General features: G+C 75.5%; 23 protein-coding genes. 12 read left to right on the top strand and 11 right to left on the bottom strand.

The annotated features are described in order from the left end of the window. Window positions 1-50: 50 nt before the first annotated feature. A complete protein-coding gene (locus E9565_RS01330; protein WP_236825043.1) occupies window positions 51-395 on the top strand; it encodes a DUF3099 domain-containing protein in 345 nt (114 codons plus the stop codon). Window positions 396-402: 7 nt separating this feature from the next. Here E9565_RS01330 and E9565_RS01325 read toward each other — a convergent pair whose 3' ends face one another. Continuing rightward, window positions 403-1,281 (bottom strand): PfkB family carbohydrate kinase, encoded by an 879-nt coding sequence (locus E9565_RS01325; protein WP_236833898.1) that lies wholly within the window; start codon window positions 1,279-1,281, stop codon window positions 403-405. A gap of 8 nt (window positions 1,282-1,289) precedes the next feature. Then, on the bottom strand, window positions 1,290-2,219 hold the full coding sequence (locus tag E9565_RS01320; protein ID WP_236825045.1) for a pseudouridine-5'-phosphate glycosidase: 930 nt from the start codon (window positions 2,217-2,219) through the stop codon (window positions 1,290-1,292). 80 nt (window positions 2,220-2,299) lie between these two features. Here E9565_RS01320 and E9565_RS01315 point away from each other — a divergent pair, with 80 nt between their 5' ends. After that, the gene (locus E9565_RS01315; protein WP_236825046.1) at window positions 2,300-2,530 is read left to right on the top strand and encodes a DUF3039 domain-containing protein; all 231 of its coding nucleotides are present in this window, start codon (window positions 2,300-2,302) and stop codon (window positions 2,528-2,530) included. Window positions 2,531-2,540: 10 nt separating this feature from the next. Here E9565_RS01315 and E9565_RS01310 read toward each other — a convergent pair whose 3' ends face one another. The 5 genes from E9565_RS01310 to ppgK form a co-directional block, all read right to left on the bottom strand. After that, window positions 2,541-3,599, bottom strand: coding sequence for a YihY/virulence factor BrkB family protein (locus tag E9565_RS01310; RefSeq protein WP_236825047.1), 1,059 nt, complete (start codon window positions 3,597-3,599; stop codon window positions 2,541-2,543). An 83-nt stretch (window positions 3,600-3,682) separates the two neighbouring features. Further along, complete coding sequence (locus E9565_RS01305; RefSeq protein ID WP_304505870.1) at window positions 3,683-6,022, bottom strand: VanW family protein; 2,340 nt, start codon at window positions 6,020-6,022, stop codon at window positions 3,683-3,685. Between the two features lie 142 nt (window positions 6,023-6,164). After that, window positions 6,165-6,389 (bottom strand): hypothetical protein, encoded by a 225-nt coding sequence (locus E9565_RS01300; protein WP_236833897.1) that lies wholly within the window; start codon window positions 6,387-6,389, stop codon window positions 6,165-6,167. 447 nt (window positions 6,390-6,836) lie between these two features. After that, complete coding sequence (locus E9565_RS01295) at window positions 6,837-8,177, bottom strand: RNA polymerase sigma factor (RefSeq protein WP_236825049.1); 1,341 nt, start codon at window positions 8,175-8,177, stop codon at window positions 6,837-6,839. A gap of 282 nt (window positions 8,178-8,459) precedes the next feature. Beyond that, complete coding sequence (gene ppgK, locus E9565_RS01290) at window positions 8,460-9,203, bottom strand: polyphosphate--glucose phosphotransferase (RefSeq protein WP_236825050.1); 744 nt, start codon at window positions 9,201-9,203, stop codon at window positions 8,460-8,462. A 95-nt stretch (window positions 9,204-9,298) separates the two neighbouring features. Between ppgK and E9565_RS01285 the strand changes: the two genes are divergently transcribed. Continuing rightward, window positions 9,299-10,129, top strand: a complete 831-nt coding sequence (locus E9565_RS01285; protein ID WP_236825051.1) for an inositol monophosphatase family protein — start codon at window positions 9,299-9,301, stop codon at window positions 10,127-10,129. Between the two features lie 19 nt (window positions 10,130-10,148). Here E9565_RS01285 and E9565_RS01280 read toward each other — a convergent pair whose 3' ends face one another. Together E9565_RS01280 and E9565_RS01275 are read right to left on the bottom strand one after the other, a co-directional pair. After that, window positions 10,149-10,685 carry a LytR C-terminal domain-containing protein gene (locus E9565_RS01280; protein ID WP_236825052.1) on the bottom strand — a complete coding sequence of 179 codons (537 nt, stop codon included), beginning with the start codon at window positions 10,683-10,685 and terminating at the stop codon, window positions 10,149-10,151. Between the two features lie 116 nt (window positions 10,686-10,801). Further along, window positions 10,802-11,848 (bottom strand): phosphotransferase family protein, encoded by a 1,047-nt coding sequence (locus E9565_RS01275; RefSeq protein WP_236825053.1) that lies wholly within the window; start codon window positions 11,846-11,848, stop codon window positions 10,802-10,804. Window positions 11,849-12,134: 286 nt separating this feature from the next. Between E9565_RS01275 and E9565_RS01270 the strand changes: the two genes are divergently transcribed. The 6 genes from E9565_RS01270 (at window position 12,135) to E9565_RS01245 (ending at window position 15,971) form a co-directional block, all read left to right on the top strand. Then, the gene (locus E9565_RS01270; RefSeq protein WP_091930594.1) at window positions 12,135-12,434 is read left to right on the top strand and encodes a DUF4193 domain-containing protein; all 300 of its coding nucleotides are present in this window, start codon (window positions 12,135-12,137) and stop codon (window positions 12,432-12,434) included. Between the two features lie 91 nt (window positions 12,435-12,525). After that, window positions 12,526-13,395 carry a hypothetical protein gene (locus E9565_RS01265; RefSeq protein ID WP_236825054.1) on the top strand — a complete coding sequence of 290 codons (870 nt, stop codon included), beginning with the start codon at window positions 12,526-12,528 and terminating at the stop codon, window positions 13,393-13,395. 50 nt (window positions 13,396-13,445) lie between these two features. Next, window positions 13,446-13,952: a dUTP diphosphatase gene (gene dut / locus E9565_RS01260; protein WP_236833896.1), complete on the top strand. Its 507-nt coding sequence runs from the start codon at window positions 13,446-13,448 to the stop codon at window positions 13,950-13,952. A 1-nt stretch (window position 13,953) separates the two neighbouring features. After that, a complete protein-coding gene (locus tag E9565_RS01255) occupies window positions 13,954-14,685 on the top strand; it encodes a DUF3710 domain-containing protein (RefSeq protein ID WP_236833895.1) in 732 nt (243 codons plus the stop codon). Between the two features lie 64 nt (window positions 14,686-14,749). Next, window positions 14,750-15,127, top strand: a complete 378-nt coding sequence (locus E9565_RS01250; RefSeq protein ID WP_236825057.1) for an OB-fold nucleic acid binding domain-containing protein — start codon at window positions 14,750-14,752, stop codon at window positions 15,125-15,127. Window positions 15,128-15,188: 61 nt separating this feature from the next. Then, entirely contained in the window at window positions 15,189-15,971 is a 783-nt protein-coding gene (locus tag E9565_RS01245; RefSeq protein ID WP_236825058.1) for a DUF3159 domain-containing protein, read from the top strand. A 60-nt stretch (window positions 15,972-16,031) separates the two neighbouring features. On the opposite strand, the gene E9565_RS01240 is transcribed toward E9565_RS01245, so the two are convergent. Together E9565_RS01240 and E9565_RS01235 are read right to left on the bottom strand one after the other, a co-directional pair. Then, on the bottom strand, window positions 16,032-16,712 hold the full coding sequence (locus E9565_RS01240; protein WP_236825059.1) for a TrkA family potassium uptake protein: 681 nt from the start codon (window positions 16,710-16,712) through the stop codon (window positions 16,032-16,034). Continuing rightward, a complete protein-coding gene (locus E9565_RS01235) occupies window positions 16,712-17,380 on the bottom strand; it encodes a TrkA family potassium uptake protein (RefSeq protein WP_236825060.1) in 669 nt (222 codons plus the stop codon). Before E9565_RS01235 ends, E9565_RS01240 begins: the two co-directional genes overlap by 1 nt. A gap of 171 nt (window positions 17,381-17,551) precedes the next feature. On the opposite strand from E9565_RS01235, the gene E9565_RS01230 reads away from it, so the two are divergent. From E9565_RS01230 to E9565_RS22200, 3 genes are all read left to right on the top strand, one after another. Further along, the gene (locus E9565_RS01230) at window positions 17,552-19,594 is read left to right on the top strand and encodes an APC family permease (protein ID WP_236833894.1); all 2,043 of its coding nucleotides are present in this window, start codon (window positions 17,552-17,554) and stop codon (window positions 19,592-19,594) included. Between the two features lie 103 nt (window positions 19,595-19,697). Continuing rightward, the gene (locus E9565_RS01225) at window positions 19,698-20,936 is read left to right on the top strand and encodes a class I SAM-dependent RNA methyltransferase (RefSeq protein WP_236833893.1); all 1,239 of its coding nucleotides are present in this window, start codon (window positions 19,698-19,700) and stop codon (window positions 20,934-20,936) included. Window positions 20,937-21,063: 127 nt separating this feature from the next. After that, on the top strand, window positions 21,064-21,195 hold the full coding sequence (locus E9565_RS22200; protein ID WP_255725523.1) for a hypothetical protein: 132 nt from the start codon (window positions 21,064-21,066) through the stop codon (window positions 21,193-21,195). Window positions 21,196-21,265 lie beyond the last annotated feature (70 nt).

Below are 21,265 nucleotides of genomic sequence, written 5' to 3'. Positions count from 1 at the left end.
CGGGAGCCGGCGGGGCGCGACCCCGCGGACACCGGCCAGCGGAGGGAAGGGTGCCCGTGGCCTCGAGCCAGCAGTTCCCGCGAGCGCGCAAGCCGGAGCCGGTGCTCATCACCGAGGCCGCCCCGAGCCTGGCCGAGCAGCAGGCCAGGCGGAAGCGGCGCTACGCCATCACGATGGCGATCCGCGCCCTGGCGCTCATCCTGGCCGCCATCTTCTACAAGGTCGTCTGGCTGATGGTCATCCTGGCGGTCCTGGGCACGGTGCTGCCGTGGATCGCCGTCGTCATGGCCAACGACCGCCCGCCGAAGCCCGGGACCCGCCTGCGCGGCGTCGACGTCCGGCCCGACCGGGTGCTGGAGAACCCCGCCCGGCCCGGGCGGGTCATCGAGGGCTGAGCGCGGGTCAGCGGGCGCCGGGCCGACCGACCACCTCGGCCGCGCAGGCCAGCCCCGCGTCCAGCGCCTCCGCGGGGGAGCAGTGCGGGGTGCCCAGCCACGCCGCGAGGAGGCCGGCGGCGAAGGCGTCCCCGGCCCCGGTCGTGTCCACGACGGCCGCCGGCCGGGCGGGTCGGTGCACGACCTCGCCGCCCGCCGCCCACAGCGCGCCCTCGGCCCCGAGCGTCACGACGGCGACGGGGTGCCGGGCGGCCAGGGCTCGCGCGGCCTCGGTGACGTCGGCGCAGCCGGTCAGCAGGTGCGCCTCGTCGGCGTTGGGCAGCACCATGGTCGCCCCGGCCGTGTCCGCCAGCCAGCGCTGCACCCCGTAGCCGCGGAGCGGGCCGGTCGAGGCCGGGTCCACCGAGACGGTGCACCCGGCGCCCGCGGCCGCCTGCAGTGCCGCCAGCCCGGCGGCGCGGGGCCCCGGGTCGAGCAGGGTGTACCCGGACAGGTGCAGGTGGCCGCCCGTTGCGGGGGTGGGGACGTCCGCGGGGCGCAGCGCCAGGTTCGCGCCGCGGTCGGCGAGCATGCTCCGCTGCCCGTCGGGCTCGACCAGGCTGACGATGGTGCCGGTCGCGGCGCCCGGCACGGTGCGCACCCGCAGCTCCACCCCGGCCGCCGCCAGCTCGGCGGTCAGCCCGGCGCCGGCGGCGTCGTCCCCGGTGCAGCCGACCAGCACGACCGGCGTCCCCAGGCGGGCGAGGTGCGCGGCCACGTTCGCGCCCGCGCCGCCCCCGCGGCTGACGATGCGGGCCGGCCGGTCCGAGCCGGGGGCCGGCTCCCCGGAGAGGACCGCGACGACGTCGGTGGCGACGTCGCCGACCACGACGACCCGGGACGTCACGGTCGCGCTCAGGCGGGGCGGGCGGCCAGCGCCGCGGCGATCCGGCCGGCGAGCTCGGCGTTGCGCAGCACCAGGCGCACGTTCACCTCGAGCGTCGCGCCTCCGCTCGCCCGGTGCAGGTGGTCGAGCACGAAGGGCGTCACGTCCTTGCCGCGCACCCCGGCCGCACCCGCCGCGGCCAGGGCGTCGGCGATGACCCGGTCGTGCAGCTCCCGGTCCAGCTGCTGGTCGGCCGGCAGCGGGTTGGCCACCACCACCGCCCCCGGCGCCAGTCCGCGGCGGGCGGCGAAGACCGCGGCGGCCTGCTCGGCGTCGGCGACCGACCAGTCCACCGCCGAGCCCGAGTCGGCGACGTAGAAGCCGGGGAAGGTGGTGGTCCCGTAGCCGACCACGGTCACCGACAGCGACTCCAGCCGCTCGAGGGTCGCGGGGACGTCGAGGATCGACTTCACCCCCGCGCAGACCACCACCAGCGAGGTGCGGGAGAGCGCGGTCAGGTCGGCGGACTCGTCGAAGGTCTCGACGGACTCCCGGTGCACCCCGCCCAGGCCGCCGGTGGCGAAGACCGCCACCCCGGCCGCCTCGGCCAGCAGCGCGGTGCTGGACACGGTCGTCGCGCCGCTCATCCCGAGCGCGGCGGCCACGGGCAGGTCGCGGACGCCCAGCTTCGCCAGGTCGGGGTCCGCGCAGACCCGGTCGACCTGCTCGGCGGTGAGCCCGACGTGCGGGGTGCCGTCGAGCACGGCGATGGTGGCCGGGACGGCGCCGCCGGCCCGCACCGCGGCCTCGACCTCGTCGGCGGCCGCCCGGTTGTCGGGCCGCGGGAGGCCGTGGGCGAGCAGGGTGCTCTCCAGGGCGACGACGGGCCGGCCGCCGGCCAGGGCGTCGGCGACCTCGGGGGACAGGACCGGGCGGGGGGAGCTGTTCGGGAGCGGCACCCTGTCATCATGGTCGGCGGGTACGGGAGCACCGCGGTGCACCCCGCCGCACCACTCGACCGTCGAGCAGGGAGCGCCTCATGAGCAGCAGCGACATCCTCGAGCGGCCGGACGTCCGCGACTCCGACACCGGCAACGCCAACGAGGTCTTCCACTACGTCAAGAAGAACAAGATCGCCGAGAGCGCCGTCATGGGCACCCTCGTCGAGGCGCTGTGCGGCGAGGTCTTCCCCGTGACGAAGAGCCCGAAGCCCGGCAGCCCGGTGTGCCCGGCCTGCAAGGAGGTCTACGAGCAGCTCCGCAAGGACTGAGTGCCCGGCCTCACCGCAGGCCGAGCCGGCGGGCCTCCTCGTCGATCTTCGCCTGCCGCCGTTCGCGCCGGCGCCGCTCGTGGCGGCGCAGGGGTGCGGGCCAGCGCGACTGGATGGTCGCGTTGAACTCCGCGCCGAGGAGGACCGCCATCCCGAAGAAGAAGCAGAACAGCAGCGCGCCGATCGGTGCCGCGAGGGCCCCGTAGGGCAGGGCCACGGTCAGGATGTCGCTGACGTAGGCGCGCAGCAGCAGGGCGGCCACCAGGAAGAAGCCGAGGCTCAGCACCGCGCCGGGCAGCTGCCGCCGCCACGGCAGCCGGTGCGGCAGCACGACGTGGAAGAAGCTGGTCAGCGCCAGGAGCAGCCCGATGACCACGATCGGCCAGTAGACGGCGTTGATGAGCATGTCCGTCGTGCCCCGCCAGTCCGGGGGGACCAGCGCGACCAGCCTGCCGCGCCCGAGCACGAGCAGCGGCAGCGTGAGCACCGCCAGCAGCAGCCCGACGACGAAGAGCCACAGCGCCTTGAGCCGGGTGCGGATCGGGCCGCGGACGTCGCGCTGGTCGTAGGCGATGACGATCGTGTTCATGAAGGTGGCCGTGGCCGACGAGCCTGCCCACAGGGAGAGCAGGAAACCGACGCTGACCAGCTCCAGCCGCCCCGAGCCGAGGATGTCGGCCAGCGTCGGGCGGACCAAGTCGTCGACGACGTCGGCGGTGAGCACCTGCGCGGAGGCCTCGAGCAGCTGCTCCTCGATCTGGGCGACGGCGTCCGCGCCGATCAGCGAGCCCAGGTAGCCCAGCGAGCCCAGCAGGCCGATGAGCAGCGGCGGCACCGAGAGGATCTGCCAGAACGCCGCCTCGGCGGACAGCCCGATGATGCGGTCCTGCCACGCCTTGGCCAGCGTGCGGCCGAGCACCTGCAGGGGCACCCGCAGCACCGCCGGCCACCGGCGCACCCGGGAAGGGCGCGGCACGTCGGCCCGCGTGGACCCCGCCGTCCCGGCACGGTCAGCGGGCTCGTCCGCACCGACCCCGGCGGGCGAGCCGCTGGGGAGGACGGCGCTCACCTGCCCAGTGTGCACGCCAGGGCGTCCACCGACCGGTGGGGTGCCGGGTGCGGCACCCCACCGGGGCGGGTCGGGACGGGACGTCAGGCCGCCCGGGCGCGCGACGGGCGCCGGCCGCCCGGCGCCGGGGCGCCGCCCGGGGCGGTGCCCTCCGGTCCTGGCGCCGGCGGTTCCACCGGCACGCAGTTGATCACCGGCTCGGCGGCGTAGCGGGTGCGGAAGTCCTCGCGCCTGATCTCCGCGCCGGTCCCGAGATCGCGGAAGACCCGGGTGACCGTGATGTCGAAGCCGGTCGATCCCGCCTGCGGCTCGCAGGTCGGGCTGTCGGGCTTGTCCTGCACGACCGGCTGGCGGATGTTGTAGCGCTCGCTGCTGATCGACTGGATCTCGTAGCGCTTGGTCCCGTAGAAGGTGACCGTGATCGTGCCGGGGGTCCACGCGGTGTCCACGTAGACGCCGGTGTCGCCGTCGTTGCGCCACTTCAGGTCGATCGAGTCGTAGTAGACCGTCGCCTCGCGGCCGGCCGGGTAGCGGCTGATGTAGTAGCTGTGCGGCTTGTGGAAGACGTCCTCGAGGCCGGCGAAGAAGACGGCGTTGAACATCGTCGTGGCGAACTGGCTGATGCCGCCGCCCACGGCGGTGGTGAACTCGCCGTTGTTGATGACGCCGGCCTCCACGTAACCCTGCGCGAGGCCGCGGGGCCCGGTGAAGCCGTTCAGGCTGAAGGTCTCCCCGGGCATGATGATCGCCCCGTCGACCTCCTCGGCGACCACCCGGATGTTCGTGCCGCTCGCGGGGTTGCCGATGTTGGTGGTGAAGCTGGAGATCTCCTCCCGGATGCCGAGGGCCTCGGCCTCCTGGGTGGTGAACTCCGCCGGCACGGGCCCCAGCTCGGCGGTGACGGTCCGCGGCGCCCGCTCGGTCAGCACGGGCAGCAGCTGCTCGGCCAAGCGGGCCGGCGCGATGCCGGTGCCGTCGACCGACGGGACGACGCTCACCGTGTCGCCGGACACCTCGAACGTGGCGTCCTGGGCCGGGGTGCCGAACTCGGAGAGCTCGTCGCCGAGGCCCGTCCCCAGCGCCTCGGGGTCGAGCCCGACGGCCAGTTCGCCGTCGTCCTGGGGCGTGAAGGTGAGGGAGCCGGCGATGGCGGTCACCGGGACCTCGACGGAGGTGGCGCCGTCCTGGCTCACGACCTGCACCGGTGCCGACAGCGCCGGAGTCACGGTCTCCTCGAGGACGCGGGTGGCCTCCTCGGCGTCGACGCGCACCGGGTCCACGTCCACGGGCAGCTCGATCGGCGTGCTCGGGTCACCGCCGGAGGCCAGCGCCTCGGTGATCGCCTCGGCCGCACCCTCGCGGTCCAGCGTCCGGCCGTCCACCGGCTCCACGACGGCGGGCGTGGTGCCCTCGATCGCGATGGTCGCGTCCTGCGGGGCCCGGTCGACCTGGGCGGCGATGCCCTCGATCTGGGCCTGCAGCGCGGTCTCCTCCCCGGTGATCACCGGCTCGACCTCCCGGTCGGAGAAGAGGGTGACCAGGCGGGTCCACGGGTTGAGCGGCTGCTCCTCGGCGGCGTCCACCGTGGCGGGGACGTCGAGGGTGATGCCGGCCGTGGCGGGGGAGAGGGTCCCCGTCACGTCGGCGGCGGTCACCGGGTGGTCGGCGACCACGCGGGGGGCGAGGCGCTCCTCGAGCCGCTGCGCGGCCGACGCGGGCGCCAGCCCGCCGACGTCGACACCCGCCACGACCGTGTTGCGGGGGACCTCGCCGGAGGCCACCAGCAGGTCGGCGCCGTAGAGGACGGCCAGGGCGGCGAGGACGCCGGCCGGCACCAGCGCCGCGCGACGGCGCCACCAGGGCCCGCGGGGCCCCTCCGTGCCGCCGTCGCCGGTGGGCGGGCCGTCGGCACCCCCGTTCCCGGGGCTGCGGGCCGCGAGGGATGCGCCCTGGTCCACGGGCACCGTGGGCAGGACGTCGCCGTCCTCCGCCGGGAGGGCGGTGGTGCGGTCGTCCACCGGCGGGATGACGGCGGTGCCCGCGGGGTCCTCCTCGCGGGAGGCGTCCCGGCCGGGCTCGGTGCCGGTGCTGCCCGCCTGCTGGACCGGAGCGGCCTCGGCGGAGGCGTCATGGGCGGCGGTGGTGCCGGAGGGAGCGGTTCCGGGGGAGCCGGCCTCGGTGGGCCCGGCCTCGGTGGGCCCGGTCTCGGTGGGCCCGGTCTCGGTGGGCCCGGTCTCGGCAGAGCTGGTCCCGGCGGTGGCCGGTGCGGCGGGGGCACCGCGCTGCCAGTCACGGCCCACGGGCCGGGTGTCGTCCGGAGCGGCCTCGTACGCCGGCGTCTGACCGGTCGGCGGCGGGGGGCCGTCCCCGCCGTCAGGACGCATGCGCACCGTCTCGTCGGGCGCGGGGTGGTGCTGGGACATGGGGGTTTCCTCCGGTCGCCGCCGACCGGGGCTCCCCGGAGACGACGGAGCCGCCGGCCCGGCGCCCGCACGAGGCGGGACGTCGGACGCGGCGGCGTCGTCGGGTGAGGCGGTCATCGCGGGCGCGACGATAGCGCCTCTCTCACGCAGTTGCGCGCTGCTCGCCCTCAGTGTCGATGATGTCGACGGCGATGTCACGCAGCTTGCCCTCGTACTCGCGGGCGTGGTGTCCGCAGAACACGAGGTCGCTGCCGTTGGCGAGCACGACACGGACCTTGGCAAGTGCGCCGCAGCGGTCGCAGTGGAAGGGCACGACCAGGTCGTCGGCGGCGGGGGTCGTCGTCAGCGTCTGGGTCATCTGGGTCATCACTCGCTCTCTACCGCACGGACCCGCGGCTGCGGATCGGCCTCCTGCACAGCGCCAGGATGGCCCCTCGGATTCCCGTTCCGACCCGGTTCATCCCGGACTCGCCGAAAGAGATGAGTCCGTAACACACCGGGTCTGGGTGGAGCGGGTCCAGCAGGGGACGTCACTGGGGTGGAACTGGTGGTGCACGTGCTGGTGATCATCTGCCGGACCGGTGCTCGACCGGCCCGACCGTGGGTCCGCTGCTGTTCTGACGGGCACCACGCTACGCCGTCTACCCGACAGGTGTCGGCGCACACCGGGTGTCACGCGTTCGTGACCCTCTTGCGCGACGGCCGTGGCCGGTGACCCCGAGAGGTCACCGGCCACGGGCGACATCGTGGAACCGGACCCTCCCCAGGGGCCCGCGCCGGGCTTGCGAGGCGTGGGGAGGAGAGGGGTCCTTCTTCAGTCCAGGTAGTCGCGCAGGACCTGCGACCGGCTGGGGTGGCGCAGCTTCGACATCGTCTTGGACTCGATCTGCCGGATCCGCTCGCGGGTCACGCCGTAGACCTGGCCGATCTCGTCGAGCGTGCGCGGCTGGCCGTCGGTGAGCCCGAAGCGGAGGCGGACGACGCCGGCCTCCCGCTCCGAGAGGGTCTGCAGCACGCTGGTGAGCTGGTCCTGCATGAGCGTGAAGCTCACCGCGTCCACGGCGACGACGGCCTCGGAGTCCTCGATGAAGTCGCCGAGCTGGCTGTCGCCCTCGTCACCGATCGTCTGGTCCAGGCTGATCGGCTCCCGGGCGTACTGCTGGATCTCCAGCACCTTGTCCGGGGTGATGTCCATCTCCTTGGCCAGCTCCTCGGGGGTGGGCTCGCGCCCGAGGTCCTGGAGCAGCTCGCGCTGGATGCGGCCGAGCTTGTTGATGACCTCGACCATGTGCACCGGGATGCGGATGGTGCGGGCCTGGTCGGCCATCGCGCGGGTGATGGCCTGGCGGATCCACCACGTCGCGTAGGTCGAGAACTTGTAGCCCTTGGTGTAGTCGAACTTCTCGACCGCGCGGATCAGGCCGAGGTTGCCCTCCTGGATCAGGTCCAGGAACGCCATGCCGCGGCCGGTGTAGCGCTTGGCCAGGGAGACCACGAGGCGGAGGTTGGCCTCCAGCAGGTGGTTCTTGGCGCGCTCGCCGTCGCGGACGATCCAGTTGAGGTCGCGGCGCATCTGCGGGGAGAGCTTCTGGCCCTCCTCCTCGGCCTGCCGCAGCCGCTCGGCGCCGTAGAGGCCGGCCTCGATCCGCTTGGCGAGGTCGACCTCCTCCTCGGCGTTGAGCAGCGCGACCTTGCCGATCTGCTTGAGGTAGGCGCGGACCGAGTCGGCCGAGGCGGTGAGCTCGGCGTCCTTGCGGGCCTGCCGCAGCGCCTCGGACTCCTCCTCCTCGTCCCACTCGAAGTCGCCGCCCTCGGCGGTCTCCTCCTCGGCGGCGACCTCGACGCCGTCCTTGCCGGTGACGACGGTCTCGTCGAGCTTGAGCCCCTCGGAGCCGGCGTCGACGACCGCGACCGCGCCCTCCTTGGTGGCCACCGCGGTGAGCACGGCGCCCTCGCCGCCGCCCGGCGACGGCGTGATCGCCGGCTTCGCGCGGCCCTTGGCCGCGGTCTTGGTACCGGCGGCCTTGGCCGGTGCCTTCTTCCGTGCGGCAGCCGGCTCGGTGGCCGTCTTCTTGGCACGGGTACCGGCGGCGGCCGTCCTGGCGCGCGGGGTGCTCGCTGCGGCTGCTTCCGGTGCTGGCTGATCGGCGGGCACTCAGGTTCCTTCCCGTGCTGGGTGCGTTCCCCGGAGACCGTGTGGCCCGCGGGCAGCGGCTCCGGCCTGCGCTCGAGGGACGTGAGACCCCCGCGTGACCGGCACGGCGTTTGGCCGCGTTCGGGTCGGGGGATCCCTCCCGGCTGGAGAGCGGCGGGCTGGGGCTCCACCATTGTAACGACGTCCCCGGGTGAAACCACCGCCTCGCACCTGGTCCCCTCGCTCCGAGGGGGCGGGCGGAGGGCCCCGGCCGGGTGGCCGCGCGGGTCCGCTGCCGGGCGGTCAGGCCTCGGCGCGCTCGACGGCGGCCAGCGCGGCGCCGACGATCCCGGCGTCGTTCTGCAGTTCGGCCGGCACCACCGGGGTGCGCGTGGAGAGCAGCGGCACCCACTTGTGCGCCTTCTTGCTCACACCGCCGCCCACGATGATCAGGTCCGGCCAGACGCTGGCCTCCAGGACGTCGAGGTAGCGGTCCACGCGCAGCGCCCAGTCCGGGTAGCTGAGCTCCTCCCGCTCCCGGGCGGCCGCGGAGGCGCGGCTCTCGCCGTCCTCGCCGTCGACCTGGATGTGCCCGAACTCGGTGTTGGGCACCAGCCGGCCGTCGACGAAGAGCGCGCTGCCGATCCCCGTGCCGAACGTGAGCATGAGCACGACGCCGTTGCGGTCGCGGCCGGCGCCGTAGCGCATCTCGGCCAGGCCCGCGGCGTCGGCGTCGTTCAGGGTCTCCACCGGCCCGGGGATGCGCTCGGCCACCCCCGCGGCGAGGTCGGTGCCCAGCCAGCTCTTGTCGACGTTGGCCGCGGTGTGCGCGACGCCCGACTTGAGCACCCCGGGGAAGGTCACGCCGACGCGCTCGGACCAGCCGAACGAGTCCACGATCCGCGCCACGACGTCGAAGACGGGCTCCGGGAGCGAGGGTTGCGGTGTCTCGATGCGCAGCCTCTCCCCGATGAGCCGTCCCGCGTCCAGGTCGACCAGGCACCCCTTGATGCCGCTGCCGCCGATGTCCACCCCGAAGCCCTGCACGGCGATAGGCTAGTGGACGGGCCTCACCGCTCCCGCCGCTCGCGTGCCCGTGGCCGCCCCGACGAGGGGGGCGCCGCTGCGGCAGGATCGGGCGCATGGCATCCGCGCGCGCAGCCGTCCCCGCCACCCCCGAGCCGGGCGACCTCCTGGAGGTGGCCGTCGCGGCGGCGCGGGAGGCCGCCGTCCTGGTGGCCCGCGGGCGCGAGTCCGCCGGGGACCGGGTGAGCACCAAGTCCAGCCCGGTCGACGTCGTCACGGCGGTGGACGCCGCCAGCGAGGAGCTGCTGGTCCGGCGTCTGCTCGAGGCCCGGCCCGAGGACGGCGTGCTGGGGGAGGAGGGCGCGGCGCGGGAGGGGACCAGCGGCGTCCGGTGGATCGTCGACCCGATCGACGGCACCGTGAACTTCCTGTACGACATCCCGGCCTACGCCGTCTCCGTGGCCGCCGAGGTCGACGGGGTGGTCCGCGCCGGGGCGGTGCTCAACGTGGCGACGGGGGAGCTGTTCACGGCGGCCTCCGGGGGTGGCGCGTGGCTGGCGGCGCCGGGGCGGCCGGTGCGCCGGCTCGCGGTGGGCACGCCGCCGTCGCTGGAGCAGACGATGGTCGCCACCGGGTTCGGCTACCGCGTGGAGCAGCGGCGGGCGCAGGGGGCGGTCGTGGCGGAGCTCGTGACGCGGGTGCGCGACATCCGGCGGTTCGGCAGCGCGGCGCTGGACCTGTGCGCGGTGGCCGCCGGGCGGGTCGACGCCTACTTCGAGCTCGACCTCAACCCGTGGGACCACGCCGCGGGCGCGCTGGTGGCCGCCGAGGCCGGGGCGGTGGTGAGCGGGCTGGACGGCGCCCCGGTGGGGGAGCCGATGGTGATCGCGGTGGCGCCTGCGGTGGCCGGGCCGTTCTCCGCGCTGGTCTCCGAGCTGCACCGCTGAGCAGCGGCGAACACCCCGGTCAGCAGTCGCTGGGGGCCTCCTCCGGGGCGGTCAGCGCCGCCTCGACCTCCTCGGGGGGCGCGATGCCGGGGAACTCCGGCCCGAGCACCAGGTCGACGACCGCGGTCGCCCGCGTGTCGGGGTAGTAGCTGACGCCCGGCGCGTAGACCCCGAGGAAGCGGGCGGCGTCCCGTCCGGGAGAGCCGTGGCGCACCTCGCCGGCGCCCTCGACCACCCGGGTGGTGGGGTCGTTGGCCACCTCGTTGATGGTGAAGCCGCGGCCGGCGAGCTCGTCGGCCACCTGCTGCGCGAGCCCGCCCTGGTCGGTGGCGTTGAACACCCGCACCGACACCGCGGCCGGGTCCAGCGACGGTGGCGGCTCCTCCGCGGCGGCGCACTCCTCGGCCGCCTCGGCGCGCCGCTCCTGGTCCTCGCGGAGCACCGTCCACCACACCGCTCCGGCGGCCAGGGCCAGGACGAGCAGGAAGATCAGCGGGGGCAGCGGACGACGTCCGCTGCGGGGGCGCACCGGAGGCTGGACGGTGCGCTCGGTCACGGTGGTTCTCCTCGGCGAGGACCGGGCAGCCGGGCCGGACCGGCCGGGACGGACGGGACGGCGCCGCGACTGCTGCGGACGGCTGTCGGTTGCGAGCTTAGGGGCGGGCGGCGCGGCTAGATCGCACCGTCGTCCAGCGCGGCGCGTCCCCGCTCGACGCACGGGTCGATCCGGTCGGCGTAGCCCGCCGTGTCCTTGCCCGCCATGGCGCCGGCGGCCGAGCGGGCGACGATGCCGGCGACGATGGCCGCGAACTTGAAGTACGCGAAGCCGACGTACCAGGACAGATCGGAGAGGTCCAGGCCGCTGCGCTCGGCGTAGCGTGCGGCCACCTCCGCGCGGGTCGGGAAGCCCTCCAGGGCCGTCACGGTGCTCTGCCCGGCGACGCTGCGCTCCCCGGCCTGCGGCCAGTAGACGTGGAGCATGCCGAGGTCGGCCAGCGGATCCCCCAGGGTCGACATCTCCCAGTCCAGCACCGCGCGGACGCGGCCGGGGACCTCCGGGTCGAGCAGGCAGTTGTCCAGCCGGAAGTCACCGTGGACGATCCCGTGCCGCTGCGTCGCGGGCACCGTCTCCGCCAGCCGGGCGGCGAGGGCGTCCAGCCCCGGGCGGTCGCGGTCGCGGGTCGCCTCCCACTGCTGGGTCCAGCGGCGCACCTGGCGGGCCATGAAGCCCTCGGGGCGGCCGAAGTCGCCCAGCCCCACCGCGACGGGGTCGACCGAGTGCAGATCGGCCAGCACGTCGACCAGGCCGTCGCCGATCGCACGCCGCTGGTCGGGGCCGTCGGCGTAGCCGTCCGGGATCCGGTCGATGACGTGCAGGCCGACCACGCGCTCCATCACGTAGAACGGCGCACCCAGCACGCCGGTGTCCGTGCACAGGTGGAGGGTCCGCGGCACCGGCACCGGCGTGGGGCCCAGCGCGGAGATCACCCGGTGCTCGCGCGCCATGTCGTGCGCGGTGGCCAGCACGGCGCCCGTCGGCGGGCGCCGGAGGATCACCGCGTCCTCGGCGGCCCCGCCCTCCGGGGTCACCACGTAGGTCAGGTTGGACATGCCGGCGGCGATCAGCTCGATGCCGACCGAGCGCCAGCGCTCGTCCCCTAGAGCGGAGGCCAGATACGGCCCGACGACGGCTGGATCAGCACCTGGGGAAGTCGCCACCGGCGCAGGGTAACCTCTGGCGCTCCGCGACCCGCCCGACCGTTCGTGGTCCCGATGTGTCACCTCCCCGGAGTCGGGCACAAATCGGGGCCGGACGGCGTTGGGGGGCTGCCGGTCCTTCCGCGAGGGGGACCGGCGCACGTGGACGGGGCGCCCGGTGCGGGCCGCCCCCACGACGACCCACCGGTCGCCCACCGGCGAACGGCCAGGACGACGGTGCGCACCCTGCGCCGCGTCAGACGAGCGGGCACGACGCCCGCGGAACCCCGGAGGAGGGGCACACCCCATGGCCACCGACTACGACGCCCCGCGCCGCAACGAGACCGACGAGCTCGGCGAGGACTCGCTCGAGGAACTGAAGGCGCGGCGGGCCGAGGCGCAGTCCTCGTCGGTCGACGTCGACGAGACGGACTTCAACGAGAACCTGGAGCTCCCCGGCGCCGACCTGTCGAACGAGGAGCTGACCGTCCGCGTCCTGCCCAAGCAGGAGGACGAGTTCACCTGCTCGCGCTGCTTCCTGGTGCAGCACCGCAGCCGGCTCGCCTCCACCCGCGGCGACCAGCTGTTCTGCCGCGACTGCGCCTGAAGAAGGACCCCCTCGCCCCCACCGCTCGCACGCTCGCGGCGGGACCCCGCGAGGGGGCCGTTCCAGCGCCGCACCGTGAAGGGGACGACGGATGACCGAGGGCTCGCGCACCGGCGCACCGCGTGACGTGCCGCCGCCGCGTCCCGTCGCGCAGCAGGACCCCCCGGCGACGACCGAGGAGAGCCCGCTCGCGCGCGCCGGGCGGGCGGTCGCCGACGCCGTGGCCGGGCTGACCGGCGGCGGCACGGAGCGGTCCGCCGGCGGAGGTCTGCGCGACGTCGTCGGCGCCGTCGCCGGGGCGGTCGCGAGCGCCCTCGGCGGCGGTGCGCAGCCGGCGCCTGAGGCGTCCGGTGCCCGGGTGGCCGACGGCGACGGCCGGGCCCCCGGCGCGCTGCTCGGCGACCTCCTGGCGGCGGCGGCGCCGCGGCTGCCGATCCGCGACCGGGAGCGGCTGCGGGCCGCCCACCCCGGGGCGTCCGACGACGAGATCGCCGAGGCGCTCGTCCAGCGCGCCGCCCGGGCCACCTCCGGGATCGGCGCGGCCACGGGTGGGCTGTCGGCCGCCCACTGGTTCGCCCCGCCGTCCCTGCTGGCCGTCCCGCTGGAGCTGGGAGCCGAGACCGTCCTCGTGGCCGCCGTGGAGGTGGTCCTCATCGGTGAGCTGCACGAGCTGAGCGGCCGGCGCGCCCCGGGCGACGCCGCCGCGCGCGCCCAGGCCTACCTGGCGGCGTGGTCGGAGCAGCGGGCGGTCCGGGACGGCGGCGTGGCCGGCCTCGGCGCGGTGCTGGGTGCCGCCGGCGTGCGCGCTCTCCGCCGGCGGGTGACCCGCCGGCTGGCCGGGGCCCTGCCGGCGGCTGCGCCCTTCCTGGTCGGCGCGGCCCTCTCCGGGCGTGGCAACCGCCGGGCGACCGAGAGCCTCGCGCGCCGCATCCGCGAGGACCTGCAGGGCCCGCCGGTCTGACGGAGCCCGCGAGCGGTGGGGGGCGGGGAGGTCCTTATAGGGTCGCCGACGTGCCTGATCCCTCCACCGGCCTGGACGTGCCCGTCCGGCTCACCGCGCCCGACGGCGCCGTCCCGAGGTACGCCCTGGCCGGTGACGCGGGCGCCGACCTGAGCGCCGCCGAGGACGTCGAGCTGGCCCCGTTCGAGCGGCGGCTGGTGGGTACCGGTGTCGCGGTGGCGATCCCCGAGGGCTACGCCGGGTTCGTGCACCCGCGCTCGGGGCTGGCCCACCGGCTGGGGCTGAGCATGGTGAACGCGCCCGGGACCATCGACGCCGACTACCGCGGGGAGATCATGGTCAACCTCATCAACCTGGACCCGGTGACGCCGCTGCGGCTCTCCCGCGGCGACCGCATCGCGCAGCTGGTGGTGCAGCCGGTGGTGCGCGCGCGGTTCGTCCCGGTGCGCGAGCTCCCGGCCAGCGCCCGCGGCGAGGGCGGGCACGGCTCCACCGGCGGGCACGGGCCCGCGACGCCCGGGTCCTCCGACGCACGATCACTCGAGGGGCGGGACTGACATGCCGTTCGGACGGCGGCGCAACCGCATCGACCGCAGCCTGCGCGAGCGGGGCGTGCCCCCGGAGCCGCAGACCCGGATCCGGGAGGTCGAGGAGACCACCGGGCCCTGGGACGAGGCCGACGCCCCCCAGGACGGGCTGGCGCGGATCGACCTCGGCGCGATCCGGCTGCCCGCGCTCCCCGGGATGGACCTGCGGGTGGAGCTCAACCAGCAGCAGAAGGTGATCGGCGCGACGCTGCGCCACGGCGGCTCGCTGCTGCAGGTCGCGGCGTTCGCGGCGCCCCGGGCCGCCGGCATCTGGGACGACGTCCGCGCCGAGCTGGCGCGCAGCGCCTCCGGTCAGGGCGCGTCGCTCACGGAGGTGGAGGGGCCCTTCGGCCTCGAGCTCGCCGGCACCGTCGTCGCGACGACACCGCCGCAGCCCGGGCAGCCGGCCCCGCGGGCGACGCGGCGGCCGGCCCGTTTCCTCGGCGTCGACGGGCCGCGCTGGTTCCTGCGCGGCCTGCTCAGCGGCTCGGCCGCCGCGGGCGGCGAGGAGGAGGCGAAGGCGCTGGAGGCGGCGTTCCGCGGCATCGTCGTCGTCCGGGGCTCCGAGCCGATGCCGGTGCGCGAGCCGCTCCCGCTGACCCTGCCCCCGCAGGCCGCGGCGCAGCTCGCCGCGCAGCAGCCCCCGGGGGGCCCGGCCCAGGGCCGGCCGCCGGGCGGTGCGCCGCCCGGCGCGCCCGCCTGACGACGCGACGCAGGGAACACCGGTGCGCGTCCCCGGGCGCGACCCCGCGAACTACCCTGGTGCCGTGACGGAGACCCGATCGGCGGGCTGGTGGTCGCGCACGCTGCAGCGACTCACCGCCGACGACCAGACCATCGACGCCCAGGAGCTCCGGGCGGGGTCGGCCAGCGCCGGCTGCGAACCGGTCAGCGCCTGCCGCAAGGGCGAGGTCGTCACGGTCACCGGCCGGCTGAAGTCCGTCGTCTACACCCCGCGCGAGACGGTGCCCACCCTCGAGGCCGAGCTGTTCGACGGATCCGGGTCGGTGACCCTGGTCTGGCTGGGCCGGCGGCGCATCGCGGGGATCGAGCCGGGCCGCTCGCTGACCGCGCGCGGGCGGTTCGCCGCCTTCGACGGCCGGCAGGTCATCTACAACCCCTGGTACGAGCTGAACGCCGGCTGACCGCCGCGGGGCGGCAGGGAGCCGCCGCGCGCAGGACCGGGAGCGAACGAGGGGGACGAGGGTGACCGCAGCCGGCCGGCCGGGCGACGGCGAAGGCGGGTCCGACACCGGGTCGACCTCGGTGTTCGACCGGGACCAGCTGCTGGCCCAGCTGGGCGGCTGGCGCGGCATGGTCGACGCGACGCTGCCGACCGTCGCGTTCATCGTGGCCAACGGCCTCGCCGGCCTGCGCACCGGCATCTGGGCGGCGGTGGCCGCGGCGGTCGTGGTCTTCGCCCTGCGGCTGGCCCGGCGGCAGAGCGTCCAGCAGGCCGTGAGCGGGCTGATCGGGGTCGGCATCGCGGTGGCGATCGCCGCCAACACCGGCCAGGCCCGCGACTTCTTCGTGCTCGGGATCGTGCGCAGCCTGGTCGTCGGGGTGGTCCTCCTGGGCTCCATCCCGTTCCGCTGGCCGCTCGTCGGCGTCGTCGCGGAGTTCCTGGCCCCGAGCCACCTGGGGTCGATGGCCGCGCACTCCCTGCCGTGGAGCCGCCGGACGGCGCGGGGCACCGAGCCGGTGGCGAGCGCGCCGGTGACGCCCGACCCGGCCGCTGCACCGCAGCTGCACTGGCGCCGCGAGCCCCGGCTGCTGCGCGCCTACTCGTGGCTGACCGCGCTGTGGGCCGCGTCCTTCTTCCTGCGCGCCGGCGTGCAGTGGGTGCTCTACCGCGCCGACGAGGTGGAGCTGCTGGGCACCGCCTCGGTCGTGCTGGGCCTGCCGCTCACCGCCGTCGTGCTGGTGATCACCCTGTGGGTGGTCGCCCGCCTGCACCGGCACCGGACCCCCGGCCCGCCCGGGGCCTGAGGGAGGACCCCGTCCGCCCCGCCCCGCGCGCACCCGCGGCGAGCCTCCGGACGGGGCCGCTCACGCGCCGATCCGACCGGGGCCCTCCGGCGCGAAGACGTACTGCAGCTCCTCCTCCGTGTCGCCGTGCGACACGAACAGCAGCTCGTCCCCGGACTCCAACGGCTCGTCGGGCGACGGGGTGATCACCCGGTCGCCGCGGAGGATCGTGGTGAGCACCGTCTCGCGGGGCAGGGGCACCTCGCGCAGCGCGCGGCCCACCCACGGGGTGTCGTCGCCCAGGGTGATCTCCACCAGGTTGGCCGCGCCCTTGCGGAAGCTCATGAGCCGGACGACGTCGCCCACGGTCACCGCCTCCTCCACCAGGGCGGCGAGCACCCGGGGGGTGGAGACGGCGACGTCGACCCCCCACGCCTCGGTGTAGAGCCACTCGTTGCGCGGGTCCTTGACCCGGGCGACCACGCGGTTGACCGCGAACTCGGTCTTGGCCAGGAGCGACACGACGAGGTTGGCCTTGTCGTCACCGGTCGCGGCCACGACGACGTCGCAGGTGGCCAGCTGCGCCTCCTCCAGGGAGGAGACCTCGCACGCGTCCGCCTGCACCCACTCCGCGCCCGGCACCGAGCGGGTGCGGACCTTGCGGCCGTCCTTCTCGATCAACATGACGGTGTGGCCGTTCTCCAGGAGCTCCCCGGCGATGGAGCGGCCGACCGCACCGGCTCCCACGATGGCGACGCGCATCAGTGCCCACCCTCCTGGGGGCCGCGCTCGACGACCTCGTGCACCCGCGCCGTCAGCTCGTCGGTGACGGCGACGACCAGCTGGTCGCCGTCCTGGAGCACCGTGGCCTGGGTCGGCAGCTGGGCCTCGCCGAACCTCGTCAGCCAGGCCACCCGGGCGCCGGTCGCCGCCTCGAGGGCGGCCAGCTTGCGGCCCACCCAGGCGTCGCTGACGGTGACGCGCACCAGCAGCACCTTCCCGGTGGGCTCGCGCCACAGCTCGCTGACCTTGACCGACAGCAGGTCGCGCAGCAGCCGGTTCACCGTCCACGGCACGGTGGCCACGCTCGGGATGCCCATGCGCTCGTAGACCTCGGCCCGCTTGGAGTCGTAGATCCGCGCCACGACGTGCTGGACGCCGAACGTCTCGCGCGCCACCCGGGCCGAGATGATGTTCGAGTTGTCGCCGCTGCTCACCGCCGCGAAGGCGCCCGCGGAGTCGATGCCGGCGTCCAGCAGCACCTGCCGGTCGAAGCCGAGCCCCTTGACCTGGCGCCCGGCGAAGTCCGGCCCCAGCCGGCGGAACGCCTCGGGGTCCTGGTCGATCACCGCCACGCTGTGCCCGATCTGCTCCAGGCGCCGGGCGATGGCCGAGCCCACACGGCCGCAGCCCATCACGACCACGTGCACGCGTCACTCCCGCAGATCCCGGTGGCGCCGGCGCCGTCCGCCCGCGCTCCACCGGCCGCGAAGCTACACCCGCCGGGGGCGTGCCAGGGCCCAGGACGCCCGTATCACCCCGAGGGGCCGGGTGGGCCGGGTCACGCCCGCGGGGGCGCCGCGCGTCCGTACCATCGCGCCGTGCCAACCCTGTCCGACCTCGGACAACTACCGAAACGCCTCGTCCTCGGCCGCCCCGTCCGCAGCGACCGGGCGGGGGAGTCGTTGCTCCCCAAGCGGCTGGCCCTCCCGATCTTCGCCAGCGACCCGCTCTCCTCCGTGGCCTACGCCACGCAGGAGATCCTCATCGTCCTCACCCTGGCCGGGACGGCGTTCCTCTTCTTCGCCCCCTGGATCGCGATCGGCGTCGTGGTGCTCCTGGCGACGGTGGTGCTCTCCTACCGGCAGGTGGTGCGGGCCTACCCGTCGGGCGGCGGCGACTACGAGGTCGCCGTCAAGAACCACGGGCAGTGGGCCGGCGTCACGGTGGCGAGCGCGCTGCTCGTCGACTACGTCCTGACCGTCGCGGTGTCGGTGTCCGCGGGGACCGACAACATCATCTCGGCGTTCCCCGAGCTGAACGAGCACCGCGTCCTGATCGCCCTCGGGCTGGTGGCGCTGCTGGCCGCGGTCAACCTGCGCGGCGTCCGGGAGTCGGGCCGGACCTTCGCGGCGCCGACCTACCTCTTCATCAGCGGCATCATGGTCATGGTCGTCACCGGCCTGCTGAAGTACTTCGTCACGGGCGGGGGCCTGGTGGCGGAGAGCTCCACGTGGTCCGTGCTCCCGGAGCCGGGGTACGAGGAGGTCACCGGGCTGGCGCTGATCTTCTTCGCGCTGCGCGCCTTCGCCTCCGGCTGCACGGCGCTCACCGGCGTCGAGGCGATCGCCAACGGCGTCCCCGCCTTCCGCCCGCCCAAGAGCCGCAACGCGGCGACCACCCTCGCCCTCATGGGCGGCATCGCGGCCACCATGTTCGCCGGGGTCACCGCGCTGGCCCTGCTCGCGGACGTGAAGTACGTGGAGCACACCTGCGACCTGGTCGGCTTCCCCGGGGACTGCGAGACCGACCCGCAGCGCACGGTCATCGCCCAGCTCGCCGCGGCCACCTTCGGCGGCGACACCTCGTTCGGCTTCTTCTACGTGCAGGCGGCCACGGCGCTGGTCCTGATCCTGGCGGCCAACACGGCGTTCAACGGGTTCCCGCTGCTGGGCAACGTGCTCGCCCAGGACCGGTTCATGCCGCGGCAGCTGCACACCCGCGGCGACAAGCTCGTCTACAGCAACGGCATCCTGCTGCTCGCCGGCTTCGCCGGGCTGCTCATCGTCGCCTTCGACGCCGACGTGAACCGGCTCATCCAGATGTACATCGTCGGCGTCTTCACCAGCTTCACGCTGGGGCAGACCGGCATGGTGCGGCACTGGAACCGCGAGCTGCGCAGCATCACCGACCCGGGGGTGCGCGCCCGGATCCGGCGCTCGCAGGCGATCAACGCCGTCGGGGGCACGCTCACCGGCGTCGTCCTGGTGATCATCGTGGTCACCAAGTTCACCCACGGCGCGTGGCTGGTGCTGCTGGCCATGCCGGTCCTCGTCGCCCTGATGAAGGGCATCAACCGGCACTACTGCCACGTGTCCGAGCAGCTCGAGCCCGACACCGACGCCCGGACCCTCCCGAGCAAGGTGCACGCCGTCGTCCTCGTCTCGAAGGTGCACAAGCCGACGCTGCGCGCGCTGAGCTTCGCGCGGGCGACCCGCCCGGACGCGCTGACCGCGCTCACGGTGAACGTCGACGACGGCGAGACCCGCGCGCTGCAGGCCGACTGGCAGCGCTACGACATCCCGGTCCCGCTCACCGTGCTCGAGTCGCCGTACCGGGAGATCACCCGTCCGGTGCTCGACTACGTGAAGGGCATCCGCCGGGACAGCCCGCGAGAACTGGTGGTGGTCTTCGTGCCGCAGTACGTCGTCGGGCACTGGTGGGAGAACGTGCTGCACAACCAGAGCGCGCTGCGCCTGCGCGCCCGGTTGCAGTTCCAGCCCGGCGTGATGATCACGACGGTGCCGTGGCAGCTGGAGAGCTCGGTCGGTGCCGACGACGACGGCCGCCGCGGCGGGCCGGCCCCCGGTGACCTGCGGCGCGGGTTCACCGACGACGAGGCCGACGTGACGCCGTATGGCTGAAGGTCCCCCCGCCCCCCGCCGCTCGCCGGCTCGCGGCGGGCCCCTGCAGGGGGCCGGTCGCAGCCGGGCCCGTTCGCGGGACGCGGACAAGGGTCTGGGGTGGGTGGGCCGCGAGTTCCAGGTGGACGTCGGGCCGGTGGCGCACGGGGGGCACTGCGTCGCCCGGCACGAGGGCCGGGTGGTGTTCGTGCGCCACACCCTGCCCGGTGAGCGGGTGCGCGTTCGCGTCACCGAGGACCGGCACCCGGGCTTCTGCCGCGCGGACGCCGTCGAGGTGCTGGTGGCGGCCCCCGCGAGGGTGGCGCGCCCCTGCCCCTACAGCGGCCCGGGGAGGTGCGGCGGCTGCGACTGGCAGCACGTCGACCCGGCCGAGCAGCGCCGGCTGAAGGCGGCCGTCGTCCGCGAGCAGCTGGTGCGCCTGGGCGGCCTGGACGAGCAGGACCCGGTGGTCGCCGGGCTCGCCGTCGAGGAGCTGCCCGGCGGCCCGCTGCGCTGGCGCTCCCGGGCCCGCTTCGCCGTCGACCGCACCGGCGCTCCCGGCCTGCGTCGGCACCGCTCGCACGACGTCGTGGTGCTCGACGACTGCCCGATCACCGTCGAGCCGGCCGCGCGGGCGGTGCTCGGCCGGCGCTGGCCGGGCGCGGGCGCCGTCGACGTGTCGATCGACTCCACCGGTGCGGTGACGACCGCCCCGCTCGACCGCCGCGGCCGGCCGCGTGCCACCGAGGTGCGGCAGGCGGGGGAGGAGCGGCCCGCGGCCGCCGGCCGCGCGGAGCGGCGCGCCGGCGGGCGGGACTGGGAGGTCGAGGGCACCGGCTTCTGGCAGGTGCACCCCGCCGCGGCCGACGCGCTGGTGGAGGCCGTCTCGGGCTTCGCCGCCGCGACCGACGGCGAGACGGTGCTCGACCTCTACGCCGGCGCCGGGCTGCTCGGGGGCGCGCTGGCTCCGGCGGTGGGCGCCGGCGGCCGGGTGGTCTGCGTCGAGGCCGATCCGGGCGCCTGCGCGGCCGCGGACGCCAACCTCGCCGGCCTGCCCCAGGCGGAGGTCTGGCAGGGCGAGGTGGACGCCGACGGGCTGGCCGAGCTGCTCGCCGAGCTGGGGTCCGGCCCGGACGTCGTCGTCCTCGACCCGCCGCGCGCCGGCGCCGGGACGGCGGTGAGCCGGCTGCTCGCCGGGAGCGGTGCGCGGGCCGTCGTCTACGTGGCCTGCGACCCCGCGGCGCTGGGCCGGGACGTCGCCGCGTTCGCCGCCGCCGGGTACCGGCTCGCCGGGCTGCGCGGGTTCGACGCCTTCCCGATGACCGCGCACGTGGAGTGCGTCGCGCTGCTCGTGCCCGCCTGACGGCCCACCCCGGGGCCGGCACGTGGAGGTTCGGCGACGGAGGGCCACTCCCGTCCCAGGAGTCACACGCGTCGGTCTCCCGGGGCATCCCCTGCGTAGCGTCCGCCGGGTGACGAGGGGAGAAGCGATGCAGCGCACGACCACCGCCCACCCGCACGTGGCGGCCGCCCGCAAGCTCCTGGCGCTCGGGTGGTGGTTCGTCGCCGCCGGGGCCGCGCTGGCGCTGGGGCTCGAGGTGGAGGACGGCGTCTCCCTCTGAGGCGTGGACGGGGTCGCTCCGCGCCGGCCGGGGGCCGTCACGCCCGCCCGGCTGCTCGCGAGGCGCAGGA

This window comes from Blastococcus sp. KM273129 (assembly GCF_021698995.1).
Taxonomy (GTDB): domain Bacteria; phylum Actinomycetota; class Actinomycetes; order Mycobacteriales; family Geodermatophilaceae; genus Blastococcus.
This window is presented reverse-complemented; position numbering and strand designations above follow the sequence as displayed.

Coding starts and splice junctions, on each gene's coding strand:
- E9565_RS01315 (WP_236825046.1), top strand. CDS start 2,300: ATGAGCAGCAGCGACATCCTCGAGCGGCCGGACGTCCGCGACTCCGAC.
- E9565_RS01305 (WP_304505870.1), bottom strand. CDS start 6,022: ATGTCCCAGCACCACCCCGCGCCCGACGAGACGGTGCGCATGCGTCCT.
- E9565_RS01300 (WP_236833897.1), bottom strand. CDS start 6,389: ATGACCCAGATGACCCAGACGCTGACGACGACCCCCGCCGCCGACGAC.
- E9565_RS01285 (WP_236825051.1), top strand. CDS start 9,299: ATGGCATCCGCGCGCGCAGCCGTCCCCGCCACCCCCGAGCCGGGCGAC.
- E9565_RS01270 (WP_091930594.1), top strand. CDS start 12,135: ATGGCCACCGACTACGACGCCCCGCGCCGCAACGAGACCGACGAGCTC.
- E9565_RS01265 (WP_236825054.1), top strand. CDS start 12,526: ATGACCGAGGGCTCGCGCACCGGCGCACCGCGTGACGTGCCGCCGCCG.
- E9565_RS01255 (WP_236833895.1), top strand. CDS start 13,954: ATGCCGTTCGGACGGCGGCGCAACCGCATCGACCGCAGCCTGCGCGAG.
- E9565_RS01240 (WP_236825059.1), bottom strand. CDS start 16,712: ATGCGCGTCGCCATCGTGGGAGCCGGTGCGGTCGGCCGCTCCATCGCC.
- E9565_RS22200 (WP_255725523.1), top strand. CDS start 21,064: ATGCAGCGCACGACCACCGCCCACCCGCACGTGGCGGCCGCCCGCAAG.